General features: G+C 48.5%; 16 protein-coding genes and 1 rRNA gene. 16 read left to right on the top strand and 1 reads right to left on the bottom strand.

The features are described from left to right. From rrf to pssA, 9 genes are all read left to right on the top strand, one after another. Positions 1 to 83 (top strand): 5S ribosomal RNA (gene rrf / locus AC0YNZ_RS28565); the annotation flags it as partial. A 718-nt stretch (positions 84 to 801) separates the two neighbouring features. Next, a complete protein-coding gene (locus AC0YNZ_RS28560; protein WP_110773957.1) occupies positions 802 to 1263 on the top strand; it encodes a CtsR family transcriptional regulator in 462 nt (153 codons plus the stop codon). A gap of 36 nt (positions 1264 to 1299) precedes the next feature. Beyond that, the gene (locus AC0YNZ_RS28555) at positions 1300 to 1821 is read left to right on the top strand and encodes a UvrB/UvrC motif-containing protein (protein ID WP_475829795.1); all 522 of its coding nucleotides are present in this window, start codon (positions 1300 to 1302) and stop codon (positions 1819 to 1821) included. A 28-nt stretch (positions 1822 to 1849) separates the two neighbouring features. Further along, entirely contained in the window at positions 1850 to 2929 is a 1080-nt protein-coding gene (locus AC0YNZ_RS28550; protein ID WP_475829794.1) for a protein arginine kinase, read from the top strand. Between the two features lie 2 nt (positions 2930 to 2931). Then, positions 2932 to 5394, top strand: coding sequence for an ATP-dependent protease ATP-binding subunit ClpC (clpC, locus tag AC0YNZ_RS28545; protein WP_475829793.1), 2463 nt, complete (start codon positions 2932 to 2934; stop codon positions 5392 to 5394). A gap of 133 nt (positions 5395 to 5527) precedes the next feature. After that, entirely contained in the window at positions 5528 to 5893 is a 366-nt protein-coding gene (locus tag AC0YNZ_RS28540) for an antibiotic biosynthesis monooxygenase (RefSeq protein WP_475829792.1), read from the top strand. A 370-nt stretch (positions 5894 to 6263) separates the two neighbouring features. After that, positions 6264 to 7631, top strand: coding sequence for a DNA repair protein RadA (radA, locus tag AC0YNZ_RS28535; RefSeq protein WP_110773962.1), 1368 nt, complete (start codon positions 6264 to 6266; stop codon positions 7629 to 7631). A 10-nt stretch (positions 7632 to 7641) separates the two neighbouring features. Then, on the top strand, positions 7642 to 8718 hold the full coding sequence (gene disA, locus AC0YNZ_RS28530) for a DNA integrity scanning diadenylate cyclase DisA (RefSeq protein ID WP_475829791.1): 1077 nt from the start codon (positions 7642 to 7644) through the stop codon (positions 8716 to 8718). A gap of 88 nt (positions 8719 to 8806) precedes the next feature. Next, positions 8807 to 9553 carry a CDP-diacylglycerol--serine O-phosphatidyltransferase gene (gene pssA / locus AC0YNZ_RS28525; protein ID WP_475829790.1) on the top strand — a complete coding sequence of 249 codons (747 nt, stop codon included), beginning with the start codon at positions 8807 to 8809 and terminating at the stop codon, positions 9551 to 9553. A gap of 382 nt (positions 9554 to 9935) precedes the next feature. Here the strand turns inward: pssA and AC0YNZ_RS28520 are convergent, their stop codons facing one another. Continuing rightward, positions 9936 to 10331, bottom strand: coding sequence for a DUF1573 domain-containing protein (locus tag AC0YNZ_RS28520; protein ID WP_110774010.1), 396 nt, complete (start codon positions 10329 to 10331; stop codon positions 9936 to 9938). A 176-nt stretch (positions 10332 to 10507) separates the two neighbouring features. Here AC0YNZ_RS28520 and AC0YNZ_RS28515 point away from each other — a divergent pair, with 176 nt between their 5' ends. The 7 genes from AC0YNZ_RS28515 to AC0YNZ_RS28485 all read left to right on the top strand — a co-directional run bounded on the left by AC0YNZ_RS28515 (position 10508) and on the right by AC0YNZ_RS28485 (position 17564). Further along, a complete protein-coding gene (locus tag AC0YNZ_RS28515) occupies positions 10508 to 11605 on the top strand; it encodes a PIN/TRAM domain-containing protein (protein ID WP_475829789.1) in 1098 nt (365 codons plus the stop codon). Positions 11606 to 11752: 147 nt separating this feature from the next. Then, complete coding sequence (gene ispD / locus AC0YNZ_RS28510) at positions 11753 to 12472, top strand: 2-C-methyl-D-erythritol 4-phosphate cytidylyltransferase (RefSeq protein ID WP_475829788.1); 720 nt, start codon at positions 11753 to 11755, stop codon at positions 12470 to 12472. Beyond that, positions 12469 to 12951, top strand: coding sequence for a 2-C-methyl-D-erythritol 2,4-cyclodiphosphate synthase (gene ispF / locus AC0YNZ_RS28505; RefSeq protein ID WP_475829787.1), 483 nt, complete (start codon positions 12469 to 12471; stop codon positions 12949 to 12951). The genes ispD and ispF overlap by 4 nt, the downstream gene beginning before the upstream one ends. A gap of 99 nt (positions 12952 to 13050) precedes the next feature. Beyond that, positions 13051 to 14523, top strand: a complete 1473-nt coding sequence (gene gltX, locus AC0YNZ_RS28500; protein ID WP_475829786.1) for a glutamate--tRNA ligase — start codon at positions 13051 to 13053, stop codon at positions 14521 to 14523. 520 nt (positions 14524 to 15043) lie between these two features. Beyond that, a complete protein-coding gene (cysE, locus tag AC0YNZ_RS28495; RefSeq protein WP_475829785.1) occupies positions 15044 to 15706 on the top strand; it encodes a serine O-acetyltransferase in 663 nt (220 codons plus the stop codon). Beyond that, complete coding sequence (gene cysS, locus AC0YNZ_RS28490; protein ID WP_475829784.1) at positions 15703 to 17139, top strand: cysteine--tRNA ligase; 1437 nt, start codon at positions 15703 to 15705, stop codon at positions 17137 to 17139. Before cysE ends, cysS begins: the two co-directional genes overlap by 4 nt. Further along, positions 17136 to 17564 (top strand): Mini-ribonuclease 3, encoded by a 429-nt coding sequence (locus tag AC0YNZ_RS28485; RefSeq protein WP_475829783.1) that lies wholly within the window; start codon positions 17136 to 17138, stop codon positions 17562 to 17564. Before cysS ends, AC0YNZ_RS28485 begins: the two co-directional genes overlap by 4 nt. The last annotated feature ends 4 nt before the right edge of the window (positions 17565 to 17568 follow it).

Below are 17568 nucleotides of genomic sequence, written 5' to 3'. Positions count from 1 at the left end.
CCATACCGAACACGACCGTTAAGCCCTCCAGCGCCAATGGTACTTAGACCGCAGGGTCTTGGGAGAGTAGGACGTCGCCAAGCACGAGAGACCTATCGCATGTAATGCGATAGGTTTTTTGTTGTTTGCACATATAACCTAACTAGGCACAGCTCGTTGATCAATTGTGGCAAGAGCTTGGCTTCCTCTTAACTACGAATCATTCATTTTCTATTAAATAGGTTATCAGCTTATCGCAATATTGGAGTCAATATCTTGAATGTCATTGCTTCCTGCTACTCCGTGCAGATCGAATGGGTTGTGGTGGCAAGCTGCTCACTGCTGCGTGATTGGAGATGGGTCTGCTTAAAGAAGCCACTAACCGACATGCTTCGAAAACGCCGTGGCATATTTTGGCGTTTTTAATTGAAATGTTTGTCTGTTTAAGGCGTGTTGCATAACATTGAACTGACCAAAGTGCTCATTGATTTCTTTCATCCAATACGCTTAACCTGCCGGCATTATTGACGCTCAATCATCCTGACCTTTGAGTCTGGCGGTTGAGCGTTTTTATCTGTTCAATCAGGACTGTCCATGTATAAACATCGTGCAACCGCACCAAGCTAATATAAAAATGAATTTAAACGAGCACTTGACCTTTTGCTAAAATTGCATATAATAAAATCAAAGTCAAAGAAAGTCAAAGTCAGTTGTCCGAATATTCGGTGAATGACTAATTTGACTGAAAAAGATTTACTTGATTTCCCTGTTCAAATGTTTCAACTTAGGCTTTTTTGGTTATTTCTCAGGGAGGTTGGTGGTTTGCGAAACATTTCCGATCTCATCGAACAGTATTTGAAGCACATGCTGCAAGACAGCCCGGAGGGCGCAGTAGAAATTCAACGCAATGACTTGGCTGACAAATTTTCTTGTGTACCGTCGCAAATTAACTATGTCATCAGTACTCGCTTTACGATGGAGAAAGGATACATGGTTGAAAGCAAGCGCGGAGGCGGAGGCTATATCCGAATTCAACGGATTGATCTTCCGGCATTGAAGACGATACAATTCCATATCGAAGAAACGGTTGGGGAATGTGTCGATCAAAGCGCGGCGGAAGGACTTATTTATCAGCTGGAGGAAGCAAGACTCATTTCGAAGCGTGAAGGCAACTTGCTTCGAGCGGCTGTGAGCCGCGATACGATCGCGCTTAAGCTGCCGCTAAGGGATGAAATCAGAGCAAGATTGCTCAGGTCCATGCTTATCTCATTGCTGGTAAAATAACGAGAAACCGTTTGTACCGGGAGGAGGGATTCAGGCTTGTATTGCCAAGAGTGCGGTAAAAAGCCGGCTACGCTTCACTTTACAAAAATCATCAATGGTGAGAAGACCGAATTTCACATTTGTGAAAGCTGTGCCAGGGAGAAAGGGGAAGGCATTCCTGGAGCGCCGAATAGCTTTTCTATTCATAGCTTATTGTCAGGGCTTCTTGATTTCGAGCATTTGGGCGGTGCAGGAGCAGCCGGCATTAAGCAGCCAGCGCTAAGATGCGAGGAATGCGGGCTGACCTATACGCAGTTCAGCAAGATTGGCCGTTTTGGCTGCAGCTCTTGTTACCAGGCGTTTGAAGGTAAGCTTGATCCACTTCTCAAACGGGTTCACAGCAGTACGATACACAGCGGGAAGATACCTAAGCGCTCCGGCGGACAAATTCAGTGCAAGCGTGAAATCGAACAGCTGAGACGGGATTTGCAAGCCAAAATAGAACATGAAGAGTTTGAGAGCGCAGCTCAGCTGCGTGATCAAATACGTGAACTTGAGCGCAAAATTGCAGACCTGTAGGCTGGCATAGAAGGAGTGAATGAACCTCTTGACTAAGCATCGATTCTCACAGCACGCGCTTAGCGAATGGATGAAGGACATAGGCCCGGAATCTGAAATTGTTATTAGCAGCAGAGTGCGCGTAGCCCGTAATTTACGGAATCAGCCTTTTCCATTGCTTGCAACGAATCAGCAATCTAAGGATGTTATGGATCAGCTGACTGAAGTAAGCCAGAGCGGTAAGCTGCAGTCTATTGGTTCATTTGAGACCATTATTTTGTTAGATCTAAGCGAGCTTGATAAAAGGGTGCTTGTAGAAAAGCATTTAATTAGTCCAAATTTAGCGAATGAATCGCGATGCGGGGCCGTTATTCTAAGCGATAACGAATCTGTTAGCATCATGATTAACGAAGAAGATCATTTGCGCATCCAATGTTTATATCCAGGCTTTCAAATTCAAGAGGCATGGGCGTTGGCCAGCGGAATTGACGATATTTTTGAAGAAGCGGCTGATTATGCGTTTGATGAGAAACGCGGTTATTTAACGACATGTCCAACAAATGTTGGCACTGGCATACGTGCTTCGGTTATGATGCATTTACCGGCACTTGTGCTTACGTCGCAAATCAATCGCATTTTGTCAGCAGTAACGCAGGTCGGTTTGGCGGTTAGAGGATTGTATGGCGAAGGCAGTGAAGCGCTTGGCAATCTGTTTCAGGTGTCTAACCAAATTACGCTAGGTCAATCCGAGAACGAAATCATTGACAATCTTTATAGCGTTGCAAGACAAATCATCGAGCATGAGAAAGCGGCTCGCAAGCGTCTTATGCAAGAGTCGAGGCTGAGGACGGAGGATCGTGTGAGACGATCGTACGGTATTTTATCCCATGCTTCGATTATGGATTCCAAGGAAGCTTCACAGCGGTTGTCGGATGTGCGGCTTGGTGCCGATCTCGGCATTTTGACGAATGTTTCACCGCAAGTGTTGAATGAGCTTTTGGTAATGACTCAGCCCGGATTTCTGCAGCAAACCTTCGATGAGAAGATGAGTCCGGAGCAGAGAGATTTCAGGAGAGCAGAACTCATACGCAAGCAATTGCGTGGTGAAAAAGGCCATGGGGGTGCATGAATATGATGTTTGGAAGATTTACGGAGCGAGCACAGAAGGTGCTTGCATTGGCGCAAGAGGAAGCGGTTCGTCTCGGGCATAACAATATCGGCACGGAGCATATTTTACTTGGTCTTATTCGCGAAGGGGAAGGAATAGCGGCCAAAGCATTAATTGGACTCGGTCTAGGACTTGAGAAGATCCAAGATGAGGTTGAAGCGTTGATCGGCCGTGGACAAGAGCAGCCGAACAACATTGCATATACGCCTCGCGCGAAAAAAGTTATTGAGCTTTCGATGGATGAAGCAAGAAAGCTTGGACATACGTATGTTGGCACGGAGCATATTTTGCTCGGCCTGATCCGCGAAGGGGAAGGCGTTGCAGCACGCGTGCTGAACAACCTTGGCATCAGCCTGAATAAGGCTCGCCAGCAGGTGCTTCAGCTGCTTGGCAGCAGCGAAGCGGTATCAAGCAACCACGGCTCACCGGCGAACGTAAGCACGCCTACGCTTGATGGTCTTGCAAGAGATTTGACGGCATATGCGAAGGAAGGAAATCTGGATCCGGTTATCGGCCGCAGCAAAGAAATTGAGCGCGTGATTCAAGTGCTTAGCCGCCGGACGAAAAACAATCCAGTGCTAATCGGGGAGCCAGGCGTCGGTAAAACAGCGATCGCCGAAGGTCTTGCTCAAAAAATTATCGAGAATGAAATTCCTGAAACGCTGCGTGACAAGCGCGTAATGACGCTCGATATGGGCTCAGTTGTAGCAGGCACGAAATACCGCGGTGAGTTCGAGGACCGTCTGAAGAAGATCATGGATGAAATTCGCCAAGCCGGCAATATTATTTTATTCATAGATGAGCTTCATACGCTGATCGGCGCAGGCGGAGCGGAGGGCGCAATCGATGCTTCTAATATATTGAAGCCTGCTCTCGCTCGTGGCGAGCTGCAGTGCATCGGGGCAACAACGCTTGATGAGTACCGCAAATATATCGAGAAGGATGCAGCTCTTGAGCGTCGTTTCCAACCGATTACGGTGGATCAGCCTTCGCCTGAAGAAGCGATTCAAATTTTGTACGGTTTGCGCGACCGCTACGAGGCTCATCACCGTGTGAAAATTACGGATGACGCAATCGTGCAAGCGGTAAAGCTGTCTGATCGTTATATCCCGGATCGGTTCTTGCCGGACAAAGCGATCGACCTCATCGATGAGGCTGGCTCGAAGGTACGCTTAAATTCCTACACCGTACCGCCGAACCTGAAGCAGCTTGAAAACCGTTTAGAGGATATCCGCAAGGAAAAGGATGCAGCGGTTCAAAGCCAAGAGTTTGAGAAAGCGGCAGCTCTGCGCGATACGGAACAAAAAATACGCGAAGAGCTCGACATTACGAAAAATCAGTGGAAAGAAAAACAGGGCCGTACCGATTCCGAAGTAACACCTGAGGATATCGCACAGGTTGTAGCTAGCTGGACGGGAATACCGGTCAGCAAGCTGGCTGAAGGAGAAACGGAGCGCCTTCTCAAAATGGAGGACATTCTTCATAACCGCATTATCGGTCAGGATGATGCCGTTAAATCGGTATCGCGCGCGATTCGTCGTGCTCGTGCCGGCCTGAAGGATCCGAAGCGTCCGATTGGCTCATTCATTTTCTTAGGGCCAACCGGTGTAGGTAAAACGGAGCTTGCCAGAGCGCTTGCTGAATCGATGTTCGGCGATGAGAATGCGGTTATCCGCATCGACATGTCGGAATATATGGAGAAGCATTCGACATCACGTTTGGTTGGCGCGCCTCCAGGGTACGTAGGCTATGAAGAAGGCGGCCAATTGACGGAGAAGGTTCGCCGCAAACCTTATTCCGTTGTCCTGCTTGATGAAATCGAGAAGGCTCATCCGGAAGTATTCAATATTTTGCTTCAAGTGCTCGAGGATGGCCGCTTGACTGATTCCAAAGGCAGAGTAGTCGATTTCCGCAATACGTTGATTATTATGACGTCCAACGTTGGCGCTGACCAAATTAAACGAAATTCCTCGCTCGGCTTTACAGCCGTACAGGACGCTGGACGCGATTTCATACAAATGAAAGATAAAGTAATGGCTGAGCTGAAGAAGAGCTTCCGTCCGGAGTTCCTGAACCGGATTGATGAGAGCATCGTGTTCCACTCGCTTGGCGAGGAGCATATTGCCGAAATCGTTACGCTCATGTCGGAGGAGCTGCGCAAGCGTCTGCGTGAGCAAGATGTCGATTTCGTGCTGACGGACTCAGCGAAAAACTTCCTGGCGAAGGAAGGCTATGATCCGCAATACGGAGCGCGTCCGCTTCGCCGGGCTATTCAAAAGCATATCGAGGACCGGTTGTCCGAAGATTTGCTGATGGGCATTATCCAAAAAGGTGATACGTTCACCATTGACGAGAAAGACGGAAGCTTAACCGTTAATAAATCGATCTCGGAGCAAGAGCCTGAGGAGTCCGCTACTACGAAATAAAGCTTAATTCCAAACTGTCCCGCGGCCAGTGATCCTGTTTGCGGGACAGTTTTTATTATAACGAATAATTGACAATGAGAATCATTATCGTATAATAAGGATGGAGTATTACATACATATGGGAGGAACAACGATGATAGTTGTTACAAATACGATAAAAGTAAAAAAAGGTCATGGGGAGACGGTGGCAAAACGGTTCCAAAACTCTAAAGGTATCGATTTATCGCCTGGTTTCGTACGCATGGAGGTTTTGTTTACGGAAGGTCTGGAGGAATACGATGAGCTTAAAGTAAGCACGACTTGGGAAAATAAAGCTTCTTTCGAGGGCTGGGTGAATAGTGATTCGTTCCGGCAAGCGCATGCCCACAGAGGCGGTCAACAACAGGGCGCAGACGGTCAGCAACCGGAAAGCGTTATGCTGGGCTCGCAGCTGTCAACGCATCGCGTGTTGGTTGCCCGGCAAGCCGGTATCGAAGCATCACATCTCAGCGATGTGTAAATGAAGAGGCTGTTTGTGCCTTTTATGAATAGTTTTAAATAGGACTGTCATACTGCTCTCTTATCCACTGTGGATAACGGGAGCCTTTTTTATGCGTCATTATGTGAGATGGACGATGGGGATATGTTGATGACTTGTGGATAATGTTGATAAGTTGTAGATAAACCTGTGGATAAAACCGTTATGGCTGAAAAGGGATAAGTTTAATTGTGGGAAACGAATAATAGAAGCATCATCAATTTTTTCGTGAACAATGTGGGTTTATACATGGGGGATAAAATGGTAAACTTTACGTAGTGTCATTTTAAGCAGAATCGCCAGGGATGGCTTCATCTATTTACGCTAGCCCATAACGTTTAAGGAGTTCAGAATGGCCAAAATTAAAACGAAGTTTATTTGTACGGAATGCGGCACTGAATCGCCAAAATGGCTTGGGAAATGCCCGGGCTGCCATGCTTGGAATTCCATGGTAGAAGAGAAAGAAACCGTTGTGAAAACGAAGGGCGTCGGTTTGTCGTCGTTTCATGCGAAAGAAAAGCCGCAATCCATCATACATATAGAAAGCGGGCAAGAGCCGCGTATCGAAACAAGGATGCTGGAGCTCAACCGGGTGCTTGGCGGAGGCGTCGTGCCAGGCTCGCTTATTCTTGTTGGCGGCGATCCCGGTATTGGGAAATCAACGCTGCTGCTGCAGACCTCTCATGCGCTTGCGGTAAAGGGACTTAAGGTTCTCTATATCTCGGGAGAAGAGTCGGTGCGCCAAACGAGGCTTCGGGCAGACCGCCTGGGAGCGTTGACGGAGTCGCTTTATGTGCTGTGCGAGACCAATATGGAGCAGATCAACGATGCAATTGAATCGGTCCAGCCGGATTTTCTTGTTATTGACTCGATTCAAACGGTGTACGATCCGAATGTACAATCGGCTCCCGGCAGCGTATCGCAGGTTCGCGAATGTACGGCACACTTTATGCGAGTCGCCAAAATCAAAGGAATCGCAACTGTGCTGGTCGGCCATGTAACGAAGGAAGGCGCAATTGCAGGGCCGAGACTGCTGGAGCATATGGTGGATTGCGTTCTTTATTTCGAAGGAGAGCGCCATCATACGTACCGCATTTTGCGGGCGGTCAAAAACCGCTTCGGCTCGACGAATGAAATCGGAATTTTCGAAATGGGCGAGGATGGTCTCAGAGAGGTGTCTAACCCTTCCGAGCTGTTCTTGTCCGAGCGTCCGCTTGGTGTGTCAGGCTCGACCGTCGTCGCTAGCATGGAAGGTACTAGGCCCGTGCTTGTAGAGCTTCAGGCTCTTGTGGCGACTACCAATTTCCCATCTCCGAGAAGAATGTCGACCGGTATTGATCATCATCGAATGGCGCTAATTATTGCGGTGCTGGAGAAGCGAAACGGAATGTTTCTGCAAACGCAGGATGCATATTTGAACGTTGCGGGCGGAGTAAAGCTCGACGAGCCGGCAGTCGATCTTGCGGCTGCGGTCAGTATAGCCTCCAGCTTTCGGGATTCACCGACGAAGCCTTACGATGTCATCTTTGGCGAGGTAGGTCTAACGGGTGAGGTTCGTGCGGTATCGCGTGCGGAGCAGCGGGTGAAGGAAGCAGAGAAGCTAGGATTCAAACGTGTCATTATGCCGGAGAAAAGCTTAAAGGGCTGGAAGCCGCCCGCAGGCATAGAAATTATTGGCGTAACCACAGTGTCGGAAGCACTTAAGGCAGCGCTTGGATAGGGGGCATACGATGAAGGAACCTACTCAGCTTGAAATTATGAACCAATTATTGCAATTAGTCGCACCAGGTACCCCTTTTCGTGAAGGGCTTGAAAATGTGCTTCGCGCCAAAACGGGGGCATTGCTAGTTGTTGGCTATAGTCCAGAGGTAATGGAGGTTGTGGATGGCGGCTTCTCCATTAATTGCGACTTCTCGCCGAACTATTTGTATGAGCTTGCCAAAATGGATGGCGCGATTATTTTGAGCGAAGATATGCGCCGGATTTTGTATGCGAATACGCAGCTCATTCCGAACAGCTCTATCCCATCGATCGAGACAGGGATTCGTCACCGTACGGCAGAGCGGGTTGCTAAGCAAACCGGCAAGCTTGTCGTATCGATCTCGCAGCGCCGCAACATTATTACGCTGTATCAAGGCAACCTGCGCTATTCGCTGAAGGAAATGGGCGTTATTTTGACAAAGGCTAACCAAGCGATTCAAACGCTGGAGAAATATAAAGCGGTGCTCAGCCAATCGTTCACGAATTTATCTGCGCTCGAGTTCGAAGAGCTTGTAACGCTGCAGGAAGTGGCGCATGTCATTCAACGCGTTGAGATGGTGCTGCGCATCAAGATGGAGATCAAGCGCTATGTGAATGAGCTCGGAACGGAAGGACGCCTCATCAGCATGCAAATGGATGAACTGGTAGGCGGTGTGGAAGAGGATGCTTGGTACTTACTTAAGGATTACGCCAAAGATAATTCGGATGAGAAGATTCGGGAAATTCGGGCGGGCCTCAAGAAGCTAAGCTCAGAAGAGCTGCTGGATGCCCCGCCAATCATTCGTTTGATCGGTTATCCACATACGAATAATATGAACGATGAATCTGTTTCTCCGCGCGGTTACCGCTTATTGAACAAAATTCCGAGATTGCCGCTCATCATTATGAACAATCTGATCGACCGCTTCGGACGGCTGCCTCATATTTTGATGGCGACGATCGAAGAACTGGATGAGGTTGAGGGTATTGGCGAAGTACGGGCACGGGCAATCAAGGAAGGTCTCAAACGAATCCAAGAGCAGATGTTCATTGACAGGCAAATCTAAATCCCATACAATGGATTGAATGTGGTCCTGTAACGTGGATGTACATTCGTTAAGGGTTTTGGGGCATAGTAGAGAAGAGGTGGAAAAGATGATCACAAAATCGATACCGAGCCTTCTCACGGTGGGGAACCTATTCTTAGGAGTAATCGCCATCATTCTTGTATTTAACGAAAAACCAGATACGGCGGCAATGATGGTATTAATCGCCATGCTGCTCGACGGTGTAGACGGACGCGTTGCTCGGGCGCTGAACGTTCAAAGTGAATTCGGTAAGGAACTAGACTCACTATCCGATGTGATTTCGTTTGGTGTAGCGCCGGCATTCATCATGTATGTGGTCGCTTTTCAAGAGCTTAATCCAGCCTTCGCTTGGATTGTAACGGCCTTGTTTCCGATTTGCGGTGCTCTGCGGCTTGCTCGCTTCAATGTGATTTCAAGCGCGCCAGGTTACTTTATCGGTCTGCCGATACCGGCAGCGGGCGGTGTACTAGCAACACTTGCATTATTTAAAGATGACATTTACGTATCGGTGCTGCTTGCGAGCACGCTTGTGCTTTCCATACTTATGGTCAGTACGATCAAATATCCGAATTTCAAAAAGGTCGGTATTCCGAAAAGCGCGGTTTGGGTTGTGCCCATCGTCATTGTCGTGGCTGTCGTCCTAGGCTTATTATTCAAAAACGACCTGTCCAAAATATTGTTTGTACCGCTGCTGCTTTATGCGCTGTACGGCCTAAAAAAAAACGTTGATCGACGTTTGCCCAAGCGAAATCGTAAGCGCAAGAAGCGGGATGAAATCTCCGAAGAGCCTGTTCAATCAGAGAAGCCGGCTTAAACCAATAGCGTATCTAAGCGCAATTATTTGTGCTTAGATACGCTATTTTTTATTTTTTAAAATTAGATCATTTTATTATAAAAATGAAATTTTTGATAAAATTTATAAAAAATAATATAATAAATAAAGGAGAGGAACTTCGTGAAACAGTTTATACGACAAGATTGGACAATAAAGATGAGTACGTTTATTTCAATTATAATCAATTAATTACATTTTCTTGCACATACTTTGTTTGCGGATTTCGGAAGAAGAAATCGGACACTGTTTTAGTCATATCCATGCTAATAAGCTCATGAAAACAAAGAAAAAGCTTTGGGGAGATCAACTCCTCAAAGCTTTTGTCAATTGTCGGACTCGGCCGGTACTCTCTTGTGTCACATTACGTTAAATTAAACAGGCCCAAAGTGGAGCATTTGTCGTACTCATCTGCGATAACTTCATCCAATTGAATATCCAGCAGATTACATAAAGCAGTCATGTAAAATAAGTTGCGGCCAAGATCGGCCTTCAGTACGTCGCGGCAATGCTCGCATACCGTTCCGGAGAGATGGCTTTGCAGCGTTGCTTTCGCGTTTTCAAGATTTAAGTCATCTGAGTATTGCTGCTTTCGGGCATTAATTTCGATACAGCCACAATCAGTCACTGCTTTCGTGACTGCACGGTTAACAGAAGCGCCTGACTGACCGAATTTTGACATAACATCTAGTAAGCTTCGGTGCCTGAGCAGCAATTCGGAAACTTGCCGCTGAAATTGATCCAGTGTAGGAGCGCTCATCGGTTCCACCTCTTTCACCAACCTTTTGTGATGTAATCTTAATTTCCATTATAAGCTTCCTACCCTCTCTTTTCAAAATATGATTTATTAAAAATAATAAATGTTTGCAATTAATGTGTATCCCCACGGTTAGCAAGGCAATTATTGGAACATAATTGTAGTGGAGGTGAACCACGATGGTTAGACGAATCATTCAACTAATGGGTATGTTGTTCGGTGGTATGGCAGGCGGTGAAGTATACGGATGGATAAATGGAGCGGCCGTATGGTCTGGCTCATCCTTCGGAATGCTACAGCGATCCGGCACTTATTACATGAATGTAGCAATTGGCGCGGTTTTTGGTGTGGTTGTGGCAACGATGCTTGCAGGGCAAATTATTCGATATATGCAGAAGGGTGCGGAGCAAACCGCAGCGCTTCCGGTGCGGCAGCTGGTTGCCGGGGCGGGCGGACTGCTTGCGGGCTTATTGCTCGCCGTACTGCTGTATCCCGCAGTATCCGGCTTTGAGGGGCTGGGGAGCCTTATTCCAGCGGCTATGATGCTATGCTTTGGTTATTTGGGCATGCGAATTGGACTGCATAAGCAGGAGGAGCTGGCAGAAGGCTTTGCCGCCCTGCTGGAGAAGCGCAGATCCGCACCTGCTTCAGATGAAGCGGGCGGCTACGAGGAGCATAAAATACTCGATACGAGCGTTATTATCGATGGACGAATTGCGGACATATGCAAAACCGGATTTATTGAAGGGACGCTCGTCATACCGGAGTTCGTTCTTGAAGAGCTTCAGCATATTGCGGATTCTTCCGATTTGCTGAAACGGAATAGAGGACGGCGCGGACTCGATATTTTGAACAAAATTCAGAAAGAGCTTGATGTGAAGGTTCTTATTTATGAAGGTGATTTTGAAGAAATCGGTGAAGTTGACAGCAAGCTTGTGAAGCTGGCTAAGGCTCTTCATGGCAAGGTCGTTACGAATGATTTTAACTTAAACAAAGTATGCGAGCTGCAAGGAGTATCGGTGTTGAATATTAATGATTTGGCTAATGCCGTGAAGCCTGTCGTCCTGCCGGGAGAAGAAATTATCGTTCAAGTGATAAAGGACGGCAAAGAGCATGGTCAAGGTGTCGCCTATTTGGATGACGGCACGATGATCGTCGTCGAGGGAGGACGCGAGTATATCGGCACTACGATGGAGGTGCTTGTGACGAGCGTGCTGCAAACCTCTGCGGGCCGAATGATATTTGCAAAGCCGAAGCTGTTGGAAAAAGCGCTGTAACAAGGTATGATAGTACTATTGTTTAAGCGTAAACGGCTGACGCCGTCCTGGCGGCAAAGCTCGTTTCGCGGTGAAATATAAGTATGTTTATAAGGTTATGCCTTATAAAGTCTTATATTTTAACACAGTGTGAGGCGGGTTGAAGGCATGGGAGCAGATTGGGGAGTTATCATCGTTGCGGCAGGACGAGGCACGCGGATGGGGACGAAGGAAAGCAAGCAGTATTTGCAGCTGGTGGACAAGCCTATACTCGTTCACACGCTGGAGCTGTTCCAGTCGATGGAAACAGTCAAAGAAGCGGTGCTTGTCGTTGGAAGCGATGATGTAGAGCGGTGCCGCAAGTGGGTATTACAGTATGGAATTACGAAGGTAACGGCTGTCGTTGCCGGAGGGAAAGAACGCCAGCATTCCGTATATTGCGGACTGCAAGAGCTGACGACTGACTGGGTGATGGTGCATGACGGGGTGCGTCCGCTAGTGACGGCAGATGCCGTCCGCGCTTGCTGCGCACAAGCTGAGCAGAGCGGTGCCTCGGTGCTAGCTGTTCCGGTTAAAGATACGATTAAACAGGTGAATGAAGCGGGTGTCATCGTTTCGACACCGGACCGCCGAAGCTTGTGGGCGATACAAACGCCGCAAGCTTTTCGACGTGTCCTGCTGCTGGAGGCGCATGAGCGCGCGCTGGCGGAGCAATTCGTTGGAACGGATGACGCGATGGTCGTCGAGCGTATGGGCGTGAGCGTCACCGTTGCAGAAGGCGAGTATACAAATATTAAAATTACGACGCCTGAGGATTTGCCGTGGGCGGAATTTTTGCTTGCGAAGCGTCGTGCCGATAGGGCAGAGGGGAACGGTGGGCAAGAATGATTCGAGTTGGACAAGGTTTTGATGTGCATCAATTGGTGGAAGGGCGTCCCTGCATTATTGGGGGAGTAACGATTCCGTACGAAAAGGGCCTGCTCGGCCATTCGGACGCGGACGTGCTGTTGCATGCGATAACGGATGCGATATTGGGAGCGCTCGGGCTTGGAGATATCGGCAAACATTTTCCCGATACAGATGACGCATTTAAGGATGCTGACAGCTTGAAGCTGCTAGAGGCTGTATGGAAGCTGGTGCGCGAGCGCGGCTACAAGCTCGGCAACATCGATTCCACGATTATTGCCCAAAGGCCTAAGATGCTCCCGTATATTCCGCAAATGGCCGATATCATTGCAAAGGCGCTTGAGGCAGACGTTACCCGGGTGAACGTGAAGGCTACAACAACCGAACAGCTCGGGTTCACTGGACGGGGCGAGGGGATCGCTGCGCAATCCGTTGTCTGCCTGGTCAAGGATGTGTTATGATCGGGATTATTTAGAGGCAAGATTTTGCCTCGCAAAACTTTATTAGTATATGCTTTAGAAGCAAGATTTTGCTTCGCAAAACTTTTAGGAGGTATTGAGATGACAGCAGAGGTTCGAGTTCGTTATGCCCCATCTCCGACGGGTCATTTACATATTGGCAATGCGAGAACGGCCTTATTTAATTATTTGTTTGCAAGAAATCAAGGCGGTAAATTCATTATCCGAATCGAAGATACAGACGTGAAGCGCAATGTCGAGGGCGGAGAGGAAAGTCAGCTTAAATATTTGAAATGGCTCGGCATCGATTGGGATGAAAGCATCGATATCGGAGGCGGGTATGGTCCTTACCGCCAGACAGAGCGACTCGATATTTACAGCAAGTACTGGCAGGAGCTGCTTGATCGCGGTCTCGCTTATCGCTGCTACTGTACGGAGGAAGAGCTGGAGCAGGAGCGGGAAGAGCAAATCGGGCGCGGCGAAACGCCGCGTTATTCCGGACAGCACCGCAATTTGACGGCGGAACAGCGCGGTGCTTATGAAGCGGAAGGACGTGTGCCTAGTATTCGCTTTCGCGTAACGGAAGGACGCACCTATGCTTTTGACGATATCGTAAAAGGCTCGATCAGCTTCGATACTGCGGAGATGGGCGATTTCGTAATCGTGAAGAAGGATGGTATTCCAACCTATAACTTTGCTGTTGTGCTTGACGATTATTTGATGAAAATCAGTCACGTATTGCGCGGGGAGGATCATATTTCGAATACGCCCCGCCAGCTTATGATCTATGAAGCGTTTGGCTGGGAGCCGCCGAAATTCGGTCATATGACGCTAATCGTAAATGAGCAGCGCAAGAAATTAAGTAAACGTGACGAATCGATCATTCAGTTCATTTCCCAATACGATGATCTCGGTTATTTGCCGGAGGCGATGTTTAACTTTATTACGCTGCTTGGCTGGTCGCCTGAAGGCGAGCAAGAAATATTTACCCAAGGCGAGCTGGTTTCCGTATTTAATCCGGAACGCTTAAGCAAAAGCCCGGCCGTATTCGATACGCAGAAGCTGAGCTGGATGAACAACGAATACTTGAAAAAAGCGGATCTGTCACGTCTGGTAGATCTTTGCTTGCCGCATTTGCAAAAGGCAGAGCGCGTAGCTGCCGAGCTGGATGCGGAAGGCCGCGCTTGGGTTACGGATCTTGTGGCGCTTCATCAGGACAAGCTGCGTTATGCTGCGGAAATCGTGCCGATGACTGAGCTTTTCTTCCGCGATACAATTGAGGACGAGGGCGATGCTGCCGCTGTCCTTGCCGAGGAGCAGGTGCCTGTTGTGCTTCAAGCCTTCCTGAATCTGATAGAAGCGGGAGAAACGGCATTCCAGGTGGATGGTATTAAAGAAATGATCAAGGCCGTGCAGAAGGAAACGGGCTTCAAAGGGAAGCAGCTCTTCATGCCGATTCGTGCGGCGCTTACCGGACAGACGCATGGTCCCGACTTGAATCAATCTCTCGCATTGCTCGGCAAAGAGAAGGTTGCCAGCCGTCTGCGCGGGCGTTTGGCAGGCTTTGGCGCTTAAACGCTTATAGGTACTGTCTTATCAAACGGACATAATACCCTTGTCACATTTTTGGGTATTCGGTATACTATGACTAATAAATGAATGAATCGAACGGCCATGAACAGGAGAAGTACGTTTGCTTGTGGATTCGCAGAGAGGACAACCGTCATTCGAATCGGCGTCGCATCATGATGTGTGGCAATGGGAAAGCGGAATGGGGCTGCAAGTTGTCTGGTCCACCGAACGGAAATATGCACCTGGGAGCTTTGTTCTGAGCTGCTGCAGCAGGAAATGCACGACCATAAGGATAGAGCGGCGACGTTTTATCGTTTATGCAGGCGCACATTCGGCTGTGCAGGGTAGGCAACAACGTATCGTCTGCGTTAAAGACTATAAGATGAACGGATTTCAGCGTGCAGCTGTAGATTCGTTCAAGCAGAGTGGGACCGCGAGATAACACGCCTCTGCAGCATAATATGCTGCGGGGGCTTTTCTTTTTATTAGAAATAAATGAGCGTATGAAAAAGGAGCATTGCTTATGTTTCGTCATTTCCGATCGGACATACAAGCGGTTTTCGAGAATGATCCGGCTGCCCGCAGCCGTTTCGAGGTTGTTTTCACCTATTCAGGCTTGCACGCCATATGGGCTCACCGCATTGCCCATCCCTTATACCGCAGAGGCTGGTTTACGGCAGCGCGAATGATCTCCCAGGTGAGCCGTTTCATGACGGGCATCGAGATACATCCGGGCGCTCAAATCGGCGAGCGTTTGTTTATCGATCATGGAATGGGCGTAGTGATTGGTGAGACTTGCGAAATCGGCGACGATGTCGTTATTTATCAAGGCGTTACTCTCGGTGGAACAGGCAAGGAAAAAGGTAAGCGTCATCCGACTATTGGCAATAATGTAGTTATTGGCTCAGGTGCGAAGGTGCTGGGCTCGTTCCAAGTAGGCGAATTTTCCAACATCGGATCAAATGCGGTTGTACTGCGTGAAGTGCCGACGAATTGCACCGTAGTAGGAAATCCGGGACGCGTCGTCAAACGAAACGGAGAGCGCGTAGGCGACCGGCTTGATCATACGAAGCTTCCCGACCCGGTCATTGAAATGTTCCGTACGATGCAGAAGGAAATAGATGATTTGAAATCCGAGCTGAAGCAGCTTCATGAACCTGTAACTGGAGGAGAAATACGACAATGACAGTATCTATATACAACACCGTATCGCGGCTGAAAGAGCCTTTTGTGCCGCAAGAGCCGGGTAAAGTGAAAATGTATGTTTGCGGTCCTACCGTCTATGATTACATTCATATCGGGAATGCGCGGCCCGTCATTTTTTTCGATGTCGTTCGCCGTTATTTAGAGGATATCGGAAATGAAGTCCAATATGTTGTAAACTTTACAGACGTGGATGACAAGCTTATCCGCAAAGCGGAGCAGCTTGGTACGACCGTGCAGGAAGTGGCGGAAACGTTCATTGCGGCATTTTATGCGGATATCGAAGCATTAGGCGTCCATAAAGCGACGATTAATCCGCGAGTGACAGAGCATATTCCACAGATCGTGGCGTTTATTCAAGGCCTGATAGACAAAGGCTATGCTTATATGAGCGAAGGCGACGTATACTACCGCACGGCTGCATTCGCGGATTACGGCAAGCTGTCTCATCAGAATATTGAAGAGCTTCAGTTCGGTATTCGGGTTGAGATTGGCGACCGTAAAGAGAATCAACAGGATTTTGTCTTGTGGAAGGGTGCTAAGCCGGGAGAAATTAAATGGGATAGCCCATTCGGCGATGGTCGTCCAGGCTGGCATATCGAATGCTCGGCTATGGCCCGCACGTATCTTGGCGATACGCTGGATATTCACGGCGGCGGACATGATTTACAATTTCCGCATCATGAGTGCGAGGTGGCTCAATCTGAGGCATTGACCGGCAAGCCGCTTGCGAACTATTGGATGCATAACGGCTATATTCACATTAACAATGAAAAGATGTCCAAATCGCTGGGCAATGGCATTACGGTGCATGAGCTGGTGAAGCGGGTTAAACCCCACGCCGTTCGTTACTTTATGCTCTCGACTCATTATCGCAGCCCGCTGAATTTTAGCGACGATACGGTCGCCCAAGCCGAGAATAGCGTGGAGCGGATCACGAATTGCGCGGCGAATCTAAAGCATAGACTTAAAGCTGTTGACGGAGAGCTGGCTCAAACGACTGATAATGGTCTTGTTCCTTCTGGTGATGAAGCGCTGGACGAGAGACTTAAGGCGATATACGAACAATTCCATTCGAAAATGAGTGATGATTTCAATACGCCTGACGCCATAACGTCCGTATTCGATTTGGTTACCGAAGCTAATCAATACTTGAACCGTGCCGATGCTTCATCCCGCGCTATCCATGCTCTGCTGACTCTGCTGGAGCGTATGGATGCCGTGCTCGGTTTGCTGCCGCAGCAGCATGCCGGCGCAGAGCTGCTGGATGCGGATATCGAGCAGCTTATCGTGGAACGTACGGAAGTGCGACAAGCGAAAAACTGGGCGAGGGCCGATGAAATACGTGATCTGCTTACGGAGAAAAACATCGTGCTTGAGGATACTCCGCAAGGTATCCGTTGGCGGCGCAAATGAGCGAGCATATCAATACAAATATGCTGCTCTTTCACCCGCCTTCCAAAAAAGCGCAGCTCATGAACCCTGTCGTTTTGGCTTATATCGGCGATGCTGTTTTTGAGCTTCTGATTCGGCAATATTTAATTTCGCTTCCGAATCAGAAGTCCCATCATCTTCACCGCGAAGCGACAAAATTCGTTTCAGCCAAAGGACAAAAAAGGACATTGGATCGCTGGCAGCCGCATTTAACCGAGGAGGAGGCGGACATCGTTCGCCGCGGCCGCAATTCGAAGTCGGGCGCTCCGCCCAAAAATGCGGACGTCGCCGAGTATCGTCTCGCTACCGCATTGGAGAGTTTAGTCGGTTATCTCTATTACGAAGGCCGTATAGATAGATTGAACGAATTGTTTGCAATTGCAATTGAGGGCCAAGAACAGCAATAAAGCT

It is taken from the genome of Paenibacillus sp. J2L1-98, assembly GCF_056269405.1.
This window is presented reverse-complemented; position numbering and strand designations above follow the sequence as displayed.